This window comes from Bdellovibrio sp. MYbb2 (assembly GCF_056175685.1).
The window spans coordinates 1,058,251-1,075,249 of the sequence record NZ_JBJKJI010000001.1 but is presented as its reverse complement, the minus strand read 5'-3'; the positions used below and the strand labels follow the sequence as shown (position 1 = coordinate 1,075,249).

Sequence of the window (16,999 nt, the reverse complement as noted above, 5' to 3'; positions counted from 1 at the left end):
TTGAAAGGTTAGTGATAAACCTATCCCTACATGGAAGATATACTTCTCGTTCACAGAAAATCCAATAGAAACTTCTCTGAAGAATTCGCAGCCCTGCAAGACGCTGCGATCTTCAAGACGTGTCTGCGCAAGATCCTTTTCTGCACAGAAATGGAACTTGGCAACTATGCGGATGTGATCGAACCGGAAGACACTGTTCTTCGTGGCGAAAAGGCACTGAGTCTTTTGCTTGAGATTCTGTGCGGACTTCATTCTCCAATTGTTGGTGAAACAGAAGTCTTCGGTCAGTTTAAACTTTTCGTCGATTCCCGCAAACAGCTTCAGGACCCTTTGTTCGGAGATCACCAGAAATGGCTGAACTTCATCATGGCGGAAGTGAAGAAAACGCGCGCTCAGCATCTTGTGGGCCTGGGATCTCAAAGCTACGGCAGTCTTTTGCGTCGCTACACAAAAGACATGGACTCTGTCACCATCTGCGGTTCCGGCCATCTGGCTCAGGAAATCCTTCCGTGGCTGGCTTTGAAAAAGTCCGTTCAGGTGATCTGCCGTGAACCTGCAAAAATGCAGGCCTTCGCCGATAAATACGACAATCTTACGATTTCCACTTACAATGATGCTTTTATTCACGGCGAAGCTTTGGTGATTGCTGCACCACTTACTGATGAGCGCATTGTGGAGCTGATGAACAAACAAGACACTCGCCCTCACGCCGTTTATGACCTGCGCGGGGAAGCGAACGCCCTTTCGGACATCGTTGCATCGCAATTCTCTCATGTGGGTTTCATGGGTCTGCAAAAGTTCTTTGCAGAGATCGAGGAAACCAAAAAAGACACGACCACCAAACTGGAGGCTCTTAAAGCCGCTCTGCTAGAGCGCGCATTGGCCTTCACACAAAGGACAGAGCTTCGCCCACTTGGTTGGGACGACATATGCGCTTAAGAATTTCCGCAAGGAAAAGTGATCTGGCCCGTCTTCAGGCCTACATGGTCGGAGACGCTCTAAAAGAAAAAAATCCACAGATCGAAATCGACTACCGTTTTCGCGAATCCCTGGGTGATAAGAACCTGACTGAACCCTTGTGGAAGATTCCGGAAAAAGGCGTCTTCACCGAGGACTTCTTTGGCGAATTGCTGCGTGATGAAACTGATTTAGTGGTGCATTCCTGGAAAGACCTTCCGACCGAATTCAAATCAGAAACCGTGATCGGCGCGACTTTGCCCCGTGCGGATCAACGCGATCTGCTGCTGGTGAAAAAGTCCCACTTCGACAAAATCAAGGCCAGCAAAACCCTGAAGGTCTTCAGCTCGTCCCCGCGCCGGGAATACAACCTGACAGGCTTCTTCAAGGAACACCTGCCGTTTGCGCTGGAATCCGTGAAGTTCGAAAGCGTTCGAGGCAACATGCTGACTCGCGTGCGCAAGCTGATTGAATCGCCTGAAACCGACGGACTGATCGTGGCAAAAGCCGCCTTTGATCGCTTGTTCTCTGCCACGCTGCCGGAATTCATGGAAGGCCAGCAGCAGCTGCGCCAGTATTTCAAAGAACTGAACTGGGTGGTTCTGCCTTTGAGTGTGAACCCGAACGCGGCCGCTCAGGGCGCACTGGCTGTGGAGGTTCTGGCAACCCGCAAAGATCTGCGTGATCTTTTAAGCATCATTCACGATCCCGAGACTTTCCTCTGCTCCCAGAGCGAACGTGATACTTTGGCCAGTTTTGGTGGCGGCTGCCATCAGAAGATCGGCATCGCTGTTTTGTCCCGCCCTTACGGTCGAATCACCCTTTTAAAGGGCCTGACTGACGGCGGCCAGGTATTGGATAAGAAAGAATTACAGCCTAAAAACCCACCGCCACAATTTGCTGCGTCTGAATTGTGGTCTGCTGACGTCAAAGCCGAGCGCCAGGCGATTTCCTGCTATGAAATCCCGGTAGGCACCACCGCCCTGTTTGTAGCACGCAGTGAAGCATGGCCGACGGACCTTTTATGGACTGATTTTGTATGGACCGCAGGTCTAAAAACATGGAAAAACCTCTCTCAAAAAGGTATATGGGTGCACGGATGTGCGGAAAGCCTTGGAGAGCAGGAAAACCCTCAACTGGACACGCTGGCAAACCAGAAACTGACTTGGGCAAAACTGAGTCATGAAGACGGATATGCCAACCAGACTCAGGGTGGAATGCCGATGGTTGCAACTTATGCTTTGAAAGCGGAAGCAATCACCGAGCCTGTCAGCGACAAGAAGTTTTTCTTCTGGAACAGCGGCAGTCAGTTCCTGCAAACAGTGCAGGAATTCCCAGAGATTCAGACCCAGCACCACGCCTCCGGACCGGGTAACACTCATCAGGTGATCCGATCCTATTTGCAAGAAAACAAGAAATACGATCCAAGCCGACTGCATGTCTTTTTGGATCAGGAAGACTGGAGAAAACAATGCACAAAGTAACTTCTGAAGAACTTTTCCAACGCGCTTTGAAAGTCGCTCCAGGCGGAGTTCACTCCCCGGTTCGTTCTTTCAAGGGTCTTGACCGTGCTCCTGTCTTCTTCAAAAAAGCCGAAGGTGCTTTCCTGACTTCCGTTGAAGACAAGAAATACATCGACTTCTGCCAAAGCTTTGGCCCGCTGATCCTGGGTCACCTGGATGCGGAAGTGAAAGAGGAAGTTCACCGTATGGTGGACACCGCCTGGACTTTCGGCGCCACTGAAATCTATTCTTTGGAACTGGCTGAATGGATCACCAGCACTTTGCCGTTCATGGAAAAGCTGCGCTTTGTATCTTCCGGCACTGAAGCCGTGATGAGTGCTTTGCGTGTGGCGCGTGCGGCAACAGGTCGTACTAAAATTTTGAAATTTGAAGGCTGCTATCACGGCCACGTTGATAACCTGCTGGTAAAAGCAGGCAGCGGACTTGCGGGCGCATCGGCTTCTTCCAGCGCGGGCATCCCGGCTGAAGTGGCGGCTCACACTGTAGTGGCTCCGTTGGATGATGAAGCTAAATTGGCTGAAGTGTTTGCGGCCCAGGGCAAAGACATTGCCGCTGTGATCATCGAACCACTTCCTGCCAACTATGGCCTTTTGGTTCAGCGTCCTGAGTTCCTGAAAAAAGTAGCTGAGCTTTGCGAAAAGAACGGAAGCCTTCTGATCTTTGACGAAGTGATCTCGGGCTTCCGCGTGGGCTTGGGTGGCATGGTTGAACAAACTGGCATCCGTCCGGACCTTGTGACTTACGGTAAAATCATCGGCGGTGGCTTCCCAGTGGGTTGCTATGGCGGCAAAGCGGAACTGATGAACATGGTTGCGCCTAGTGGAGATGTATATCAGGCCGGCACTTTGAGCGCAAACCCGGTGGGTATGCGCGCAGGTCTGACGACGCTTAAGAAAATGCAGCGTGTGGACGGCTGGAACGTTCTTGAACAAAGAACCAGGAAATTCGCTGACAACATCCGTGTTGGTTTTGCGAAAAAAGGTGTGAACCTTGAAGTCAGCCAAGTGGCATCCTTGTTCTGGATCCACGGCCCGACAGCAAACCCAATCCGTTCCATCGACCAGATCCCGGCAAACCAGGGTGGCAACTTCAAGAACCTGTTCCTGAAGTCTTTGGACAAAGGTGTTTACCTGGCTCCAAACGCTTACGAGGTTGGCTTCGTTTCTTTGGCTCACACCGATGAGCTTTTGGAACAAGCTGCGCAAATTATTGTGGATGCGGCGGAGTAAATGACTAAATCCTTCATCAAACCCCATATCAAGACGGCATTGGCGATCCTATGGTTCGCCTTTACCTTCTCGCTGGTGGGTTGGTGGTGGGTTTATTTCCTGCTGAAACTAAGTCCTGAAAACGCTTCGATCGAACAACTGAGAACTTCTCACCGCATGTTTGCGTGGGAAGGTTCCATCCTGCTGGCGGCGATCCTGTTTGGCGGGATTGCCCTGGTGATCTTCACCTACCGCGATCAGAAACGCCATCAGCGCCTGCGTTTCTTCTTTTCGACTTTCAGTCATGACATCAAAACCTCTATCGCCCGTCTGCGCCTGCAAGCCGAGGTGCTGGAAGAGGATTTGAACACGACCTCCCACCCGGTGATGAAGCGCCTGATTCAGGACATTCAGCGTCTGGATTTGCAGCTTGAAAATTCCCTGCTGCTGGCAAACCTTGAAGCCGGCCAGCTTTTGAAAGAACAAGTGTCTTTAAGTGATCTTCTGTCCAGTCTGCGCAGTGAGTTTTCCGAACTTACTGTGGAGCTTGAACGGGAAGCCAAAATCCTTGGCGATCGCCGCGCGCTATTAAGTGTTCTGCGCAATCTTCTGCAGAACTCGGTACTGCACGGCAAATCCACCACGGTGAAAATCCGTGTTCGCCCGCACGGCGAAGGCCGCATCGAACTGGTGATCCAGGATGACGGTTTGGGCTTTAAGGGTATTTTAAAAAAATTAGGTTCTGAGATTCTGATGTCCCAGGATGTGCGCAGCAACGGCATTGGTTTGCTGCTGACAAAACGCCTGCTTGAAAAAATGAACGGCGACATCTGGTTTGAATCCAAAGAAAACGAAGGATTCAAATCCCACATTGAACTTGAAGGGACTTTGCCATGAGAAAAATCCTTCTGGTTGAAGATGATATTTCTTTGGGTGAAACCCTGAATGAACGCCTGCAAAGGGACTATGAAGTTTCCTGGGCGAAATCCCTGAGTGAGGCCTGGTCCCTGTTTTCAAAAACCAAGGACTATGACCTGGCAATTCTGGATGTGGGCCTGCCTGATGGCAGCGGCTTTGAACTTGCGGCAAAACTAAAGGCCACTGCTCCTATTTTGTTCCTGTTCCTGACGGCGCAAGCCGATGCTGAATCCCGCCTGCAGGGGTTTGAGCTGGGCGCGGAAGAATACATTCCAAAGCCTTTCCATTTGAAAGAGCTTTTGATTCGCGTAAAGCATGTGCTGGACGCCCATGCACCGACGCGCGAACTGCAACTGGAATCCTGTGTGGTGAACTTCACGCAGATGTCCGTGACCAAGAAAACCGGGCAGATTGAATATCCGCCGGTGACGGATCTGAAGATCCTGCAGCTTTTGATTGAAAAATCACCACGGGTACTAAGCCGTGATGAAATTATGAACGAAATCTGGGGCGTTGATAAAAACCCCAGCCATCGCACTATCGACAATATTATCGTACGCCTGCGCCAGCTTTTGGGCGATGACGGAGAAAAACACATCCGTTCTGTTCGCGGCGTCGGCTATCAATGGTCCACTGAGGAGGCAACATGAACACTTTATTCCACAACGCACTTAAAAGGACTCCTCAGGCCGTTCCACCCATCTGGTTCATGCGCCAGGCGGGCCGCTATCACAAACATTATCAGGGCATGCGTGCCAATCATTCCTTTGACCAGCTTTGCAAACGCGCGGAGTTGGCAGCAGAAGTAGCCCGTGGCCCGGTAGCAGAATTTGATTTCGACGTTTCCATCCTTTTCAGCGACATTCTGTATCCGCTGGAAGCTCTGGGCATGGGCCTGGAATACACCGATCACGGCCCGCAACTGGGTTTCAAACTGACTCCAGAAACCATCGGCACTTTGGGTGGCGTGGAAGAAGCGGTCAAGTTCATGTACTTCCAGAAAGAAGCGGTCCTGGCGACTCGTGCGGTTCTGCCTTCCAATAAAAGTCTGATCGGCTTTGTTGGTGGTCCTTGGACTTTGTTCGTGTACGCGGTGGAAGGCTCCCACGCAGGCTCTTTGATCCAGTCCAAGAAACTGGCGCCGATGTTCCCGCAGTTCCTGGAAAAAATGTATCCGCTGCTAAAAGAAAACATCCGCCTGCAACTGGAAGGTGGCGTGGAAATCGTGATGATTTTCGACACCGCTGCCGGCGAAGTTTCACCTCTGTTCTTCCAGGAATGGATCCAGCCGGTATTGACCCGCCTGTCTCAGGATTATCCGGGCAAGATCGGTTACTATTCCAAAGGCACGCAGGCTGTGTTCTTCAACGACGCCTTCAAGGCACTGCCATGGGCCGGTCAGGGCTTCGATCACAGAAACTATCTTCCGGATTGCTTCAACATCCAGAACAAAGGCTTCGTACAAGGCAACTTCGACCAAAGCTTGTTGTTCATGGATGATGCTGACTTCAAAAAGGCGATGCACACCTACCTTGCCCCAATGAAGAACATGAGCAAAGAACAGCGCGCCGGCTGGGTGAGCGGTCTGGGGCATGGTGTTTTGCCGAAAACTCCTGAAAAGAATGTAAAACTGTTCGTAGATACCGTCCGTGAGGTGCTGTCATGATGAAAGATCTGCTGGCTAAATACGACGTACCAGTTCCCCGCTATACTTCCTATCCCACTGTGCCTTACTGGGAAACCAATCCCACCACGGATCAATGGGTGCAGCATCTGCGCGCCACTTTGAAAGAAGGCATGGGCGGCTGGTCCCTGTACTTGCATATTCCTTTCTGTGAAAGTCTTTGCACTTTCTGCGGCTGCAACAACATCATTACCAAAGACCACAAACGTGAAACACCGTACGTGGAGCTGGTGCTGAAAGAATGGCAACTGTATCTGGATCAGGTTCCCGAGCTTTTGGAAAAGCCTTTGAAACACATCCACTTGGGTGGCGGTACTCCGACCTTCCTGTCTGCGGAGGCCTTGACCCAGTTGTTGAAACCGATTCTTTCCCGCGTGAAAATCGACACCAACGATTTTGAAGGTTCCATCGAAGTGGATCCTCGCCGCACCAATGCGGCCCAGTTGAAGGCTTTGCGTGAGCTGGGCTTCAACCGCGTCAGCATGGGTGTTCAGGATTTCCATCCTGAAGTGCAGCGTCTGGTGAATCGCATTCAGCCTTTGGAAATCACCCAAAAGCTGACTCAGGACGCACGAGACATGGGTTACACTTCCGTGAATTTTGACTTGATCTATGGTCTGGCTCGCCAGACTCCGGAATCCATCACTGAAACTGCGAAAGCGACCGTGGCTTTGCGCCCGGACCGTATCGCTTTATACAGTTTTGCCCTGGTTCCATGGATCAAGCCGGCGCAGCGTCTGTTTAAAGACGAGGACCTGCCAAAGGCTTCTGAAAAACGCCGCCTGTATGAAATCGCCCGTGGCATTCTGATCGAAGGCGGTTACGTGGAAGTGGGCATGGATCACTTTGCCCTTCCAACTGACAACCTTTGTATCGCGATGAATGAAAAGCGCCTGCACAGAAACTTCATGGGTTACACCGATCAGCGCACCGACGTGCTGCTGGGCATGGGTGTGTCTTCGATTTCTGAAACCCCTTACAGCTTCCACCAGAATGAAAAAGTTCTGCCGCTATATGAGGCCGCTTTGAACGAAGGTCGTCTGCCAACTTTGCGCGGACACATTTTGACGGAAGAAGACAAAGTTCGTCGCGAACAGATCTTGAATCTGATGACGAACTTTGAAGTGTCATTCGTCAATGAAGCCCAGGAAAACCAATCCAAGGAATTCCTGGCTGAAATGATCAAAGACGAACTGGTTGAAATCAAGGACCACAAGCTGACAGTAAACGAAGCCGGTCGCCCGTTCCTGAGAAATGCCTGTGCATTTTTCGATGAGCGCTTGAAAACCAAACAACCACAGACCAAAATCTTCTCTCAATCCATATGAAAACAGTGCATGTGATCGGCGCGGGCTTTGCGGGACTGACAGTGTCCTTAAGGCTCGCCCAAAAAGGCTTTCAGGTAGAACTTTACGAATCCTCGGACCGTGTCGGGGGATTGCTGGGTACTGACCAGACACCTTACGGAATCGCCGAACGTGCCGCCAATGCCCTGATTCGCACTGAAAAAGCCGAAGGCCTTTTCAACGAACTGGGCATCACTCCAAGTTATCCCCTGGAGTCCTCTAAAAAACGTTTCCTTTTCCGCAATTCTCCTAAAGCCTGGCCGCTGACTTTTGTGGAAACCCTGGCCCTGATCGGCCGCGTGCTTCCCCGTGTTTTGACCGGTGGAAAAAAAGCCCTGCGCCCTCAAGCCGGTGAAACCCTGCTGAACTGGGGCGAGCGTAAAGTCGGTAAAGCCACGACAAGATTTTTGCTGGGACCTGCGATGCAGGGAATCTATGGCAATGAGATCACGCATCTTAGCGCCAGTCTGATTCTGGGCCCGCTGTTTTCTGGAAACAAACGCAGCAAATACAAAGGTCTTCTGACCGGTCCGGGCGGAATGCAGGATCTCGTCGACCATCTGCAAACCCGCCTGCAGGAACTGGGCGTGAAGATTCATCTGAATTCCCAGGTGAATCTGGAATCCCTGCAAGGCCCGGTGGTGGTTGCCACTTCGGCGAAAGCGGCGACCCAGCTGCTGGCCAATAAACATCCCGATTTTTCCAAAGTCCTTTCCAATATACAGATGTCTTCACTGATGAGTGTGACGTTGTTCTTTGCCAAGCCCCAGGAAAAATACAAGGGCTTTGGCTGTCTGATCCCACGCGGATTTGACCTGAAAGCTTTGGGGGTTCTGATGAATTCTTATATCTTCAAAGACCGCGACAAAACCTACAACGAAACCTGGATTCTGGGTGGGCAGCAGGAAGAAGCGTTGCTGGATCTGTCTGACAGCGAGCTTTTAAAACTGCTGGCGGAAGAACGCTTCCGCATCCTGGGACAAAAAGACGCCCTGCTGGATTATCGTATCAACCGCTGGAAAAAGGCGTTGCCGTTTTATGACCTGAAACTGGAAAACGCACTGGCGGATCTGGCAGAAGTGCCGGAACCCCAGGGCTTGTTCCTGCACGGCAATTACCTCAGCGGCATTGGTCTTAGCAAAATTCTGGAACGCAGCGATTTGATCGCCGAAAAGATTGCGAGCGCACATGGCTAAAAAAGGTCTTCTATTAATCAATATTGGCAGCCCCCGCTCTTACGAAGTCCCGGATGTTAAAAAATATCTGACTGAGTTTTTGATGGATGAAGAAGTCATCAACCTGCCCTTTGTTCTGCGCTGGCCGCTGGTCAATCTTTTGATTGTTCCCCGTCGCGCGCCGTTCTCGGCTGAAAACTACAAAAAAGTCTGGATGAAAGAAGGCTCTCCGATCGCGGTTTACACCCGCCGATTTGCCGAACTGTTACAGGATGAACTAAAAGACCAGTTCGTGGTGAAAGTCGGCCTGCAATACAGTGAACCTTCTGTCGAGTCCGCACTGAAAGAACTTCAGCAAGCCGGTGTCGACGAAATCCTGATTGCCCCGATGTTCCCGCAGTATGCCGAAGCCACCAATGGAAGCTCTTTCAAGCTGGCTGAAAAGACCGCCAAGAAGCTTCATCTGACCACACCCCTGCGCCGTCTGCCGGCGTTCTTTGATGATGCCTCTTTCATCGGGACGTCCGTCAAATTGGCGGAAGAAACCCTGCAGGACAAAAAGGTCGACCACTATCTGTTTTCATTCCACGGTCTTCCTGAAAGCCACGTGCGTAAAATCCATGGCTGCCTGACTACAGAAGACTGCTGTTTCGACAAAAATGCCTGCGCCAAGAACTGCTATCGCGCCCAGTGCTTTGCCACGGCGACGGCGATTGCTGAATCCCTGAATCTGGCTCCAAGCCATTGGAGTGTTTCTTTCCAATCCCGCTTGGGCCGTGCTGAATGGCTGAAACCTGCAACTGATCATAGTTTGGAAGTGCTGGCAAAAACCGGCAAAAAAAACATCGCCGTTATCTGCCCGTCTTTTGTTGCTGACTGTATTGAGACTTTGGAAGAAATCGGCATCGGCGGGCAAGAGACCTTCCACGAGCACGGCGGAGAGCAGTATTATCTGGTCCCTTGTGTGAACGACAACCCGAAATGGGTTCAGGGCTTTGCCGATCTGGTGAAAAGCATCTAAGGAATCAATGAAAGTATCAAAGGCACAATGATGGCGGTCATCAAACCGTTGAGCGCCATCGCAAGCCCCGCAAAGGCCCCGGCCATCTCGCCGATCTGAAAGGCCCGCACCGTTCCCAGTCCATGGGCAGCAAGTCCCATCGCAAAACCCTTCACCACCGGATCTTTCACCCGCACAAGCTTCATCACTGTTGTCGCCACCAGGGCGCCAACGATCCCCGTGATCATCACAAAGACAGTGGCCAATGACGGCGCCCCACCGATTTTTTCGGCGATCCCCATGGCAATCGGGGTCGTCACGGATTTTGGAGTCAGCGACAACAGCACTTCATGCGGAAGTCCCATGAAGGCCCCGATAAAGACCGCGCTTAAAATCCCCACTGCGGATCCGATTACCAGAGCCACCATCAAAGGCACCAACACCCGGCGCAGACGATCCAGTTGATTATATAATGGCAAAGCCAAAGCCACCGTTGCCGGTCCCAACATGAAATGAATCGGCCTGACGGCCTGGAAGTATTCACGGTAGGGAATTTTAGCAATCAGCAATACCGCGATGATCGCAAACATCGAAATCACCGGCGGACTTAACAAAGGATTGTCCTTGCCCCACGCACTGATGCGACGGGAAGTCAGATAAAACCCCAGGGTCATGATCAGGGCGCACAATTCGATCATGGGGACTCCTTGGTGCCGACCTTCATCAGTTGATGAAATACGAAGGCCGTCATCCCCAGAGTGACGATCGTGCTGATTAGAACCGTGACCACCATACCCACGCCGTATTTGCCGAAAAGGTCGAAATACTCAATAACCCCCACCCCGGCCGGAACAAAGAACAGCGCCAGATGGGCCGTGATCGAACGGCTGAGGATTTCGACTTTGTCCTTTAATGAAGGGCGCACCAGAAGGGCTATAAAGAAGAAGACCATACCCAGCACCGGGCCCGGGATAAAGAGCTTAAACAGGGCCACAACGGCTTCCCCGAGCAGCTGGAACACTAATAGGATAACAAAGGCCTGAATCATGGCCCCCACTGTATCCTCCCCCGTTTGGGCCGTCAATTTGCGGCACCCCTGACAAAGACCTGAACAGTTCCATAGTCTCCAAATCAATTAAAACAATCTCAAGGTGGTACAGATCATGAAATACAGCCTGTGTCTTGAAGGAGAGGTAGTAATGATTCCAGCTTTGGCCAAAAAAATATTGCACGTTACTGTTGGTACGCTTCTTATCAGTTCCGCCGCTTCTGCGAAGGTTTATTTGAATTCCATGTGCCACATGGCCGCGAATTCCAAAACCCAGCAGATCCAGGGTGATGACAATAAGGATGATAAGTTCCCGCTGGCATCCATCTCCAAAATCGTAACCACACTGTGGGCCATTGACCGCCTGGGTCCTGACTATCGCTTCCAAACCAAACTGCATGTCACACCGACGGCGAACGGTTCTTACGATATTCATATCGAAGGCAGCCGCGATCCATTGTTTGGTCGCAACATGTCTTATTTCCTGCTTTCTGAACTGAACCGCATGAAAATCACCAAGATCGAAAAACTGACTTTCGATGAAAACTTCCTGTTGGCTTGGTTAGCGGAAGAAAAGCCGATGATCGGCGGAACGACTCCTAAATACAGCACCGTGGAACAGCAGGCCTCTGTCGTGCGTGCGACTTTGACGTCCTCTTTCGCGACGGCAATCAATCCGGGCTATTACGCTATTCTGAAATCCAAAGCGGCGCGCATTGGCGTGCAAATGTCCCTTCGCCCAAAGGTGGACGTGCGCACGGTCAGCTTCGTGAAAAAAGCAGAGTTCCAGAAAAGTGAAAAAACCACCACAATGGTTCTGTTGTCTTCGCCTTTGAAAAACATCCTGAAGCGCATGAACAACCAGTCCAACAACTATATCGCTGACAATCTGTTCTGGAATCTGGGTGGCTCTGAAGCTTTCAACGCTTACATCGCCGGCAAAATGCAGGCTGATGAAACCGACATCGTTTTCCACAACGGATCCGGTAACAACGAAGGCTCTGTGGCAAAACCGGTTTACAATGAAGCCACCTGCGAAACGATGATCAAGGTTCTTTATTCTTTGGACAAATCCCTGTCTGCAAAAGGGTATGAACTTTCTGACGTAATGGCGGTTGCTGCGAAAGACAAGTCCTCTACCGTGGGCGGCTACGGCGGCGTGATGGCAGGATCCACGACAGCTAAAACAGGCAGCGTGAACAAAGCCAAAACTTTGATGGGCTCTGTATCCACGAAGAATGGCGAAATCTATTTCGCGGTTCTGATGCACACGGATTATGACAAGTCCCGCTCTGACTGGGGTGTGGCTTCTCAACAGATCAAAAACAAGGTCAGCCAGCTGATCAATCAAAATGGCGGACCGAAAGCGATCAATTACACCGAACAATTGCCTTTGCCATTTGATAAATATTCTTACCTGACTAAAGTGAACACCATCACTACAGCGAAGAAATAGGTGACGTATGAAAAAGTCTTACTTGCTGGCAGCACTGATTTTCTTCCTCGCGGGTCTTCTTCACGGAACGGCTTTCGCGGCGGTAGGAAAATCCAACAAGGCCCTGAACGAGGCTGCGGAACAAGGCGATCTTGCCAAGGTGAAAACCCTGGTTCAGAAAAACAAAATTGATCTGAATGCGCAGGACGAAACCGGCATGACCCCGCTGATGAATGCAGCGATGGGTGGAAACCTGGATATCGTAAAATTCCTGCTTTCCAAAAAAGTGAATCTGGAACTAAAGAACAACGGCGGCGAAACCGCTTTGGCTTTCGCGGTGACCAACGATGCTTATGATGTGGCAGACGAGCTGATCAAAGCCGGTGCAAACGTGGACATCATCGTGGCGGGCGACGAAGGCGACACCCTGTTCATGCGTGCAGCCCAGAACAACAAAAAAACGGCGGAATCCATCCTTTCCAAAAACAAAGCTTTGGTGAACAAAGCCAACACTCTGGGTGAAACTGCGCTGTTCGCGGTGGCTCGTTACGGAACCCCGGCCGACATTGACTTCCTTGTGAAAAAGGGCGCGGATTTGAAAGTGAAAAACAAAAAAGGTCAGACCGCTCTGGATGTGGCAAAAGAAGCCTCCAACCAGGACACGACAAAAGCTCTTTCCAAAAAGAAGTAAAATTGAAAAGACCCTCAGGGCAAAAAAAAGCCTGCTTCCATAACGGAGCAGGCTTTTTGCTTTTCAGGGATTTGAAATACCTGATTAAGAGAACAGGCGTTTGAAGAATCCTGCGACCTTTTGGCCGATGGATTTTTGCGCTGCCATTGGCACACGTTTCTTGGCAGAAGCCCCTTGGCGCTGCTGCTGACCGTGCGGCTTGCGAGCCTGCTGGTCTGTTCTTGGTCTTTGTTCGCCACGTTTTCCATCGTGAGGACGCTTCGGACCACCCTCTTGTCTTTTTGGACGGCTGTCTGGACGCTGGCCTCCGCCTTGAGTCTGCTGAGCACCTGCACCTTGTGCAGATTTCTGCTGACCTTCTGGACGAGGACCACGATCCTGACGAGGTCCGCGATCACCACGTTCACGACGTGGACCACGGTCACCTTCACGGCGAGGACCTCTGTCACCACCACGTCCACCTTCACGAGGCGCACGTGCACGATCCAAAGATTTTGGATAATGACCTTCAAAATGGGAAGTCATCGGCTTGAAGTCTTTCAGCAACTGGTCGTTTTCCAGATAGCCGACTTCGATTTTGTGTTTCAAATAATCTTCGATGCGACCCAAAGACTCGATGTCCTTGTCGCCAACCAAAGAGAACGCCTGACCTGTCGTGCCCGCACGACCGGTACGACCGATACGGTGAACGTAGGATTCAGAGTCCATCGGCAGTTCATAGTTCACAACCATGTCGACACCTTTGATGTCCAAACCGCGGGCTGCAACGTCCGTTGCCACCAGCACGTTCATGTCGTTTTCAGCTTTGAACTGCTCAATCACGCGGTTGCGCTGAGCTTGAGTCAGAAGGCTTGAAATCGCCATGGCAGGAACACCGTTTTCAACCAGGAACTTCGCGATGCGCTCGACGCTCATTTTGAAGTTGGTGAAGATGATGGCCTGTTTTGGATTGTGCACTTTCAGCAAAGACAGAAGATGCTGGGGCTTTTCATCGGAACCCACGTGGAAGATCTGATCTTTCACGTTGTCCGCTTTGGCCTGGTCACGGCTGATGTTGATTTCCACCGGCTCGGAACCGAACTGATAGATGGTGTTCAAAACATCAAAGTTCAAAGTCGCACTGAACACCAAAAGCTGACGTTCACGAGGAACGCGCTGAAGGATGTACTTCATGTCGTCTTTGAAGCCCATGTCGAACATACGGTCCGCTTCATCGAAGACGATCGCACGAACCTGTTTCAGGTCCACCAGATGTTCTTTGTACAGATCGATCAAACGGCCTGGAGTCGCCACGATGAATTCAACACCGTTTTTCAACGCCTCTTTTTGTTTGTCGTAACCCGTACCGCCATAGATCGCAAAACCACGAAGGCCGGAATCAACGCTCAGCTTGTTGATGTTGTCCTGAACCTGCTCTGCCAACTCACGCGTTGGAACCAGGATCAATACGAAGTTCTGAGGTTTCCAGTCTTTGTAGGCTCTTTTTTCGATCAGGGCTTTTTGCTCTTCAGTCACTTCACCCTGAACTGGGCGGGCTCTAAGGATACGTTCCATCACTGGGATTACGAAAGCGGCAGTTTTACCTGTTCCGGTCTGAGCAAGGCCGGCAACGTCTTTGTCGTCCAGAACCGGCGGGATGGCCTGTTCCTGGATCGGGGTGCAATCATCATAGTTCAACTTCTGGATTGCAGATAACAATTGGGAATCTAAATTCAATTCTGAGAATTTCAAGTTTCTATACTCCGGTCTGAAGCTCCCAAACTACTTAGCAGGGAGCCAAATGTCAAAGCAGGCGCTTAAAAGCCGCCCACAAACAGTTTCACGGCCTCCGTAAAGGCCTGAGGTTGATCTGAGTGGACCCAATGTCCAGCTCCAGGTATTACGACGCCCTTAATCATAGGGTTGCTAGCCAGCATTTTGTCGTAGTTTTCCTGACTGAGTTCTTTGGAGTTTCCTCCGCGAACCAGCAGGGTCGGCACTTTCAGGGATTTCACTTCATCCCATCTGTCATCCGTGCGCCCCAGGCGAACAGAGTCCAGAATGCCTTGTTTCGAAAACCGCCAATCCACAGTTCCGTTGGCTTGTTCCACCATATTCGAATAGAAATAGTTCGCCATCACCTGGATGTTTTCCCGGGTCTTTGCCGTTTTGACAAAGTCCTCGAAGAAATAGCGCTTGGCCTCGTCTCGGGAGGCAAAAGGGCTGGGAACCAGATTCAACAAATACTCGTAATACTCATGAGCCGTGGGATTGGCCTCGGGCCCAATGTCTTCGATCACCAGGTGGGACACATACTCGGGGAATCTGGAAGCAAAGTTCAGGACGTTACGGCCACCCATCGAGTGCCCGACCAGAACAAACTTCCCCCACCCCAACTCATCCACAATCTTTTTAAGGTCGTCCGCATAGTCTTCGGGACTGTAACCCTCGGGCGGCTGGAAGGATCTTCCATGCCCGCGCTGGTCAAAGGCCAAACACCGTTCGGTCGCCTCAATCCCCTGAATGATCCGGCGCCAGTTCTGCCCATAGCCCATCAGACCATGAACAAAGACCCATTTGCGCCCGTCTTCGGGACCATAAAAGAGATGATAGAAATTATTGAGGTAAGACATACCCTTTTATACTCCCGGGCGAGGGTCACGTCATGTTGATTTATTCAAAAGACCCTCAATTATTTCAAGGACTTAAGATCAAAGACTTGTCCTTCCGGTCTTTTGTTATTCAGGTTTGAATTTTGATGCGAAGGGATGTAGATTCAGCCTCAATGACTGCCCAGCAAAAACCCCAGCTCCACGAGGACTGGATCGACTCCTACGCATTAAGAATTGTTCGTAACCTTCAAGACGCCGGTTTTGAAACCTATCTTGTTGGTGGGTGCGTTCGCGATTTGCTTGTTGGGATTCATCCGAAAGATTTCGATATCGCCACCAGTGCTCACCCCAATCAGGTGCGCAAAAAAGTTCCCAACGCTTACGTGATTGGTCGTCGTTTCAAGCTGGTGCTTGTTAAACGTGGTGATCAGCAGTTCGAGGTCGCAACTTTCCGTCGCAATGTGACTCAGGAAGAACTGGCCGATCAGGGTGATGACTCCGTTGAAGGCGACAACTATTTCGGCACCGTTGAAGAAGACGCCGTTCGCCGCGATTTCACCTGCAACGCTGTTTTTTACGATCCAGGCCAGCACAAGCTGATCGACTATTGCGGCGGCATTCAGGATATCGAAAACCGCGTGCTGCGCATGATTGGCGATCCGAAAGCGCGTTTCATCGAAGATCCGATTCGCATTCTGCGTGCGATACGTCTGTCCCACAAACTGCATTTTTCGATTGAAACCACGATGCGGGCAGCGATTGCTGAATGCAGCAGCGAACTGAAAAAATCCGTTCTTCCGCGCCGTCGTGAAGAGTGGCTGAAGTTCCTGCGCCTGAAAGAACCACACCTGGCTTTCATGGAGCTGTTTGACCTGCATATTCTGGAACAGATTCTGCCGGGCCTGCATTCCGTGTTTGTTGACGCTCACAAAATGGAAGTCTTTGAAATCCATCTGGCGCGCATCAATTTGTCAGGAATCGACAAGAACGACCCGATTGAATTGTTCGCCGGATTTATGATGGCCTTCATGAAAGCCCAGTACGGCGAAGAGCCTTGGAATCATGACGACCTTTCCAATGATTCAAAGCTTGCCTACTTCATGCGTGAAGAAATGGGCATCTTCAAACAGGAAATCGCGATCTTCTTCAAAGCCCTGTATCTGATGCAGGGCCTGCACAAGATTGAAAGCTACAGCCGCAAGGGCGAGCGCCGTCAGGCGGCCTTTGTGATGAATGAATCCTTCGTGCTGGCGATGAAACTTGCGAAGATGGATTATTCCCTGTCCCCCTCCCAGATGCATTACTGGGAACAACAGTATGAAAAGTTCTCGCGTGGACCGGCTCCGCGCCAGAAACCTGAGGAAACCCACCACTAAGTCCGCTAAGGGTCTCAGTTCAAGACATCCACAATTGAATTGAGACC

The 16,999-nt window shown here is 51.0% G+C and carries 16 protein-coding genes; 12 read left to right on the top strand and 4 right to left on the bottom strand.

Annotated elements, in window-relative coordinates; genetic code table 11:
- Positions 1-30: 30 nt before the first annotated feature.
- From AC04MQ_RS05335 to hemH, 9 genes are read left to right on the top strand one after another with little or no spacing between them, the layout of a single operon-like run.
- Positions 31-939, top strand: coding sequence for a Rossmann-fold NAD(P)-binding domain-containing protein (locus tag AC04MQ_RS05335; RefSeq protein WP_015092442.1), 909 nt, complete (start codon positions 31-33; stop codon positions 937-939).
- The gene (locus tag AC04MQ_RS05330) at positions 930-2,441 is read left to right on the top strand and encodes a hydroxymethylbilane synthase (RefSeq protein ID WP_475391388.1); all 1,512 of its coding nucleotides are present in this window, start codon (positions 930-932) and stop codon (positions 2,439-2,441) included. The genes AC04MQ_RS05335 and AC04MQ_RS05330 overlap by 10 nt, the downstream gene beginning before the upstream one ends.
- Positions 2,429-3,709, top strand: coding sequence for a glutamate-1-semialdehyde 2,1-aminomutase (locus AC04MQ_RS05325; protein WP_015092444.1), 1,281 nt, complete (start codon positions 2,429-2,431; stop codon positions 3,707-3,709). The genes AC04MQ_RS05330 and AC04MQ_RS05325 overlap by 13 nt, the downstream gene beginning before the upstream one ends.
- Positions 3,710-4,585, top strand: a complete 876-nt coding sequence (locus tag AC04MQ_RS05320; protein ID WP_475391386.1) for a sensor histidine kinase — start codon at positions 3,710-3,712, stop codon at positions 4,583-4,585.
- Complete coding sequence (locus AC04MQ_RS05315; RefSeq protein ID WP_015092446.1) at positions 4,582-5,256, top strand: response regulator transcription factor; 675 nt, start codon at positions 4,582-4,584, stop codon at positions 5,254-5,256. The genes AC04MQ_RS05320 and AC04MQ_RS05315 overlap by 4 nt, the downstream gene beginning before the upstream one ends.
- Positions 5,253-6,272 carry a uroporphyrinogen decarboxylase family protein gene (locus AC04MQ_RS05310; RefSeq protein ID WP_015092447.1) on the top strand — a complete coding sequence of 340 codons (1,020 nt, stop codon included), beginning with the start codon at positions 5,253-5,255 and terminating at the stop codon, positions 6,270-6,272. Before AC04MQ_RS05315 ends, AC04MQ_RS05310 begins: the two co-directional genes overlap by 4 nt.
- Positions 6,269-7,618: an oxygen-independent coproporphyrinogen III oxidase gene (gene hemN, locus AC04MQ_RS05305; RefSeq protein ID WP_475391383.1), complete on the top strand. Its 1,350-nt coding sequence runs from the start codon at positions 6,269-6,271 to the stop codon at positions 7,616-7,618. Before AC04MQ_RS05310 ends, hemN begins: the two co-directional genes overlap by 4 nt.
- Entirely contained in the window at positions 7,615-8,832 is a 1,218-nt protein-coding gene (locus AC04MQ_RS05300) for a protoporphyrinogen/coproporphyrinogen oxidase (protein WP_015092449.1), read from the top strand. Before hemN ends, AC04MQ_RS05300 begins: the two co-directional genes overlap by 4 nt.
- The gene (hemH, locus tag AC04MQ_RS05295) at positions 8,825-9,832 is read left to right on the top strand and encodes a ferrochelatase (protein WP_015092450.1); all 1,008 of its coding nucleotides are present in this window, start codon (positions 8,825-8,827) and stop codon (positions 9,830-9,832) included. The genes AC04MQ_RS05300 and hemH overlap by 8 nt, the downstream gene beginning before the upstream one ends.
- Here hemH and AC04MQ_RS05290 read toward each other — a convergent pair.
- Both AC04MQ_RS05290 and AC04MQ_RS05285 read right to left on the bottom strand, forming a co-directional pair.
- On the bottom strand, positions 9,829-10,509 hold the full coding sequence (locus AC04MQ_RS05290; protein WP_475391380.1) for an LrgB family protein: 681 nt from the start codon (positions 10,507-10,509) through the stop codon (positions 9,829-9,831). The genes hemH and AC04MQ_RS05290 overlap by 4 nt on opposite strands.
- Entirely contained in the window at positions 10,506-10,859 is a 354-nt protein-coding gene (locus tag AC04MQ_RS05285) for a CidA/LrgA family protein (RefSeq protein ID WP_041578401.1), read from the bottom strand. Before AC04MQ_RS05285 ends, AC04MQ_RS05290 begins: the two co-directional genes overlap by 4 nt.
- Before the next feature lie 151 nt (positions 10,860-11,010).
- Here AC04MQ_RS05285 and AC04MQ_RS05280 point away from each other — a divergent pair, with 151 nt between their 5' ends.
- Both AC04MQ_RS05280 and AC04MQ_RS05275 read left to right on the top strand, forming a co-directional pair.
- Entirely contained in the window at positions 11,011-12,315 is a 1,305-nt protein-coding gene (locus AC04MQ_RS05280; protein WP_475391379.1) for a D-alanyl-D-alanine carboxypeptidase, read from the top strand.
- A 7-nt stretch (positions 12,316-12,322) separates the two neighbouring features.
- Positions 12,323-12,985, top strand: a complete 663-nt coding sequence (locus AC04MQ_RS05275) for an ankyrin repeat domain-containing protein (protein WP_475391378.1) — start codon at positions 12,323-12,325, stop codon at positions 12,983-12,985.
- Positions 12,986-13,069: 84 nt separating this feature from the next.
- Here the strand turns inward: AC04MQ_RS05275 and AC04MQ_RS05270 are convergent, their stop codons facing one another.
- Complete coding sequence (locus AC04MQ_RS05270) at positions 13,070-14,683, bottom strand: DEAD/DEAH box helicase (RefSeq protein ID WP_475391376.1); 1,614 nt, start codon at positions 14,681-14,683, stop codon at positions 13,070-13,072.
- A 98-nt stretch (positions 14,684-14,781) separates the two neighbouring features.
- Positions 14,782-15,597 (bottom strand): alpha/beta fold hydrolase, encoded by an 816-nt coding sequence (locus AC04MQ_RS05265; RefSeq protein WP_015092457.1) that lies wholly within the window; start codon positions 15,595-15,597, stop codon positions 14,782-14,784.
- Between the two features lie 152 nt (positions 15,598-15,749).
- Here AC04MQ_RS05265 and AC04MQ_RS05260 point away from each other — a divergent pair, with 152 nt between their 5' ends.
- Positions 15,750-16,952, top strand: a complete 1,203-nt coding sequence (locus AC04MQ_RS05260) for a tRNA nucleotidyltransferase/poly(A) polymerase-related protein (protein ID WP_015092458.1) — start codon at positions 15,750-15,752, stop codon at positions 16,950-16,952.
- Positions 16,953-16,999: the final 47 nt, after the last annotated feature.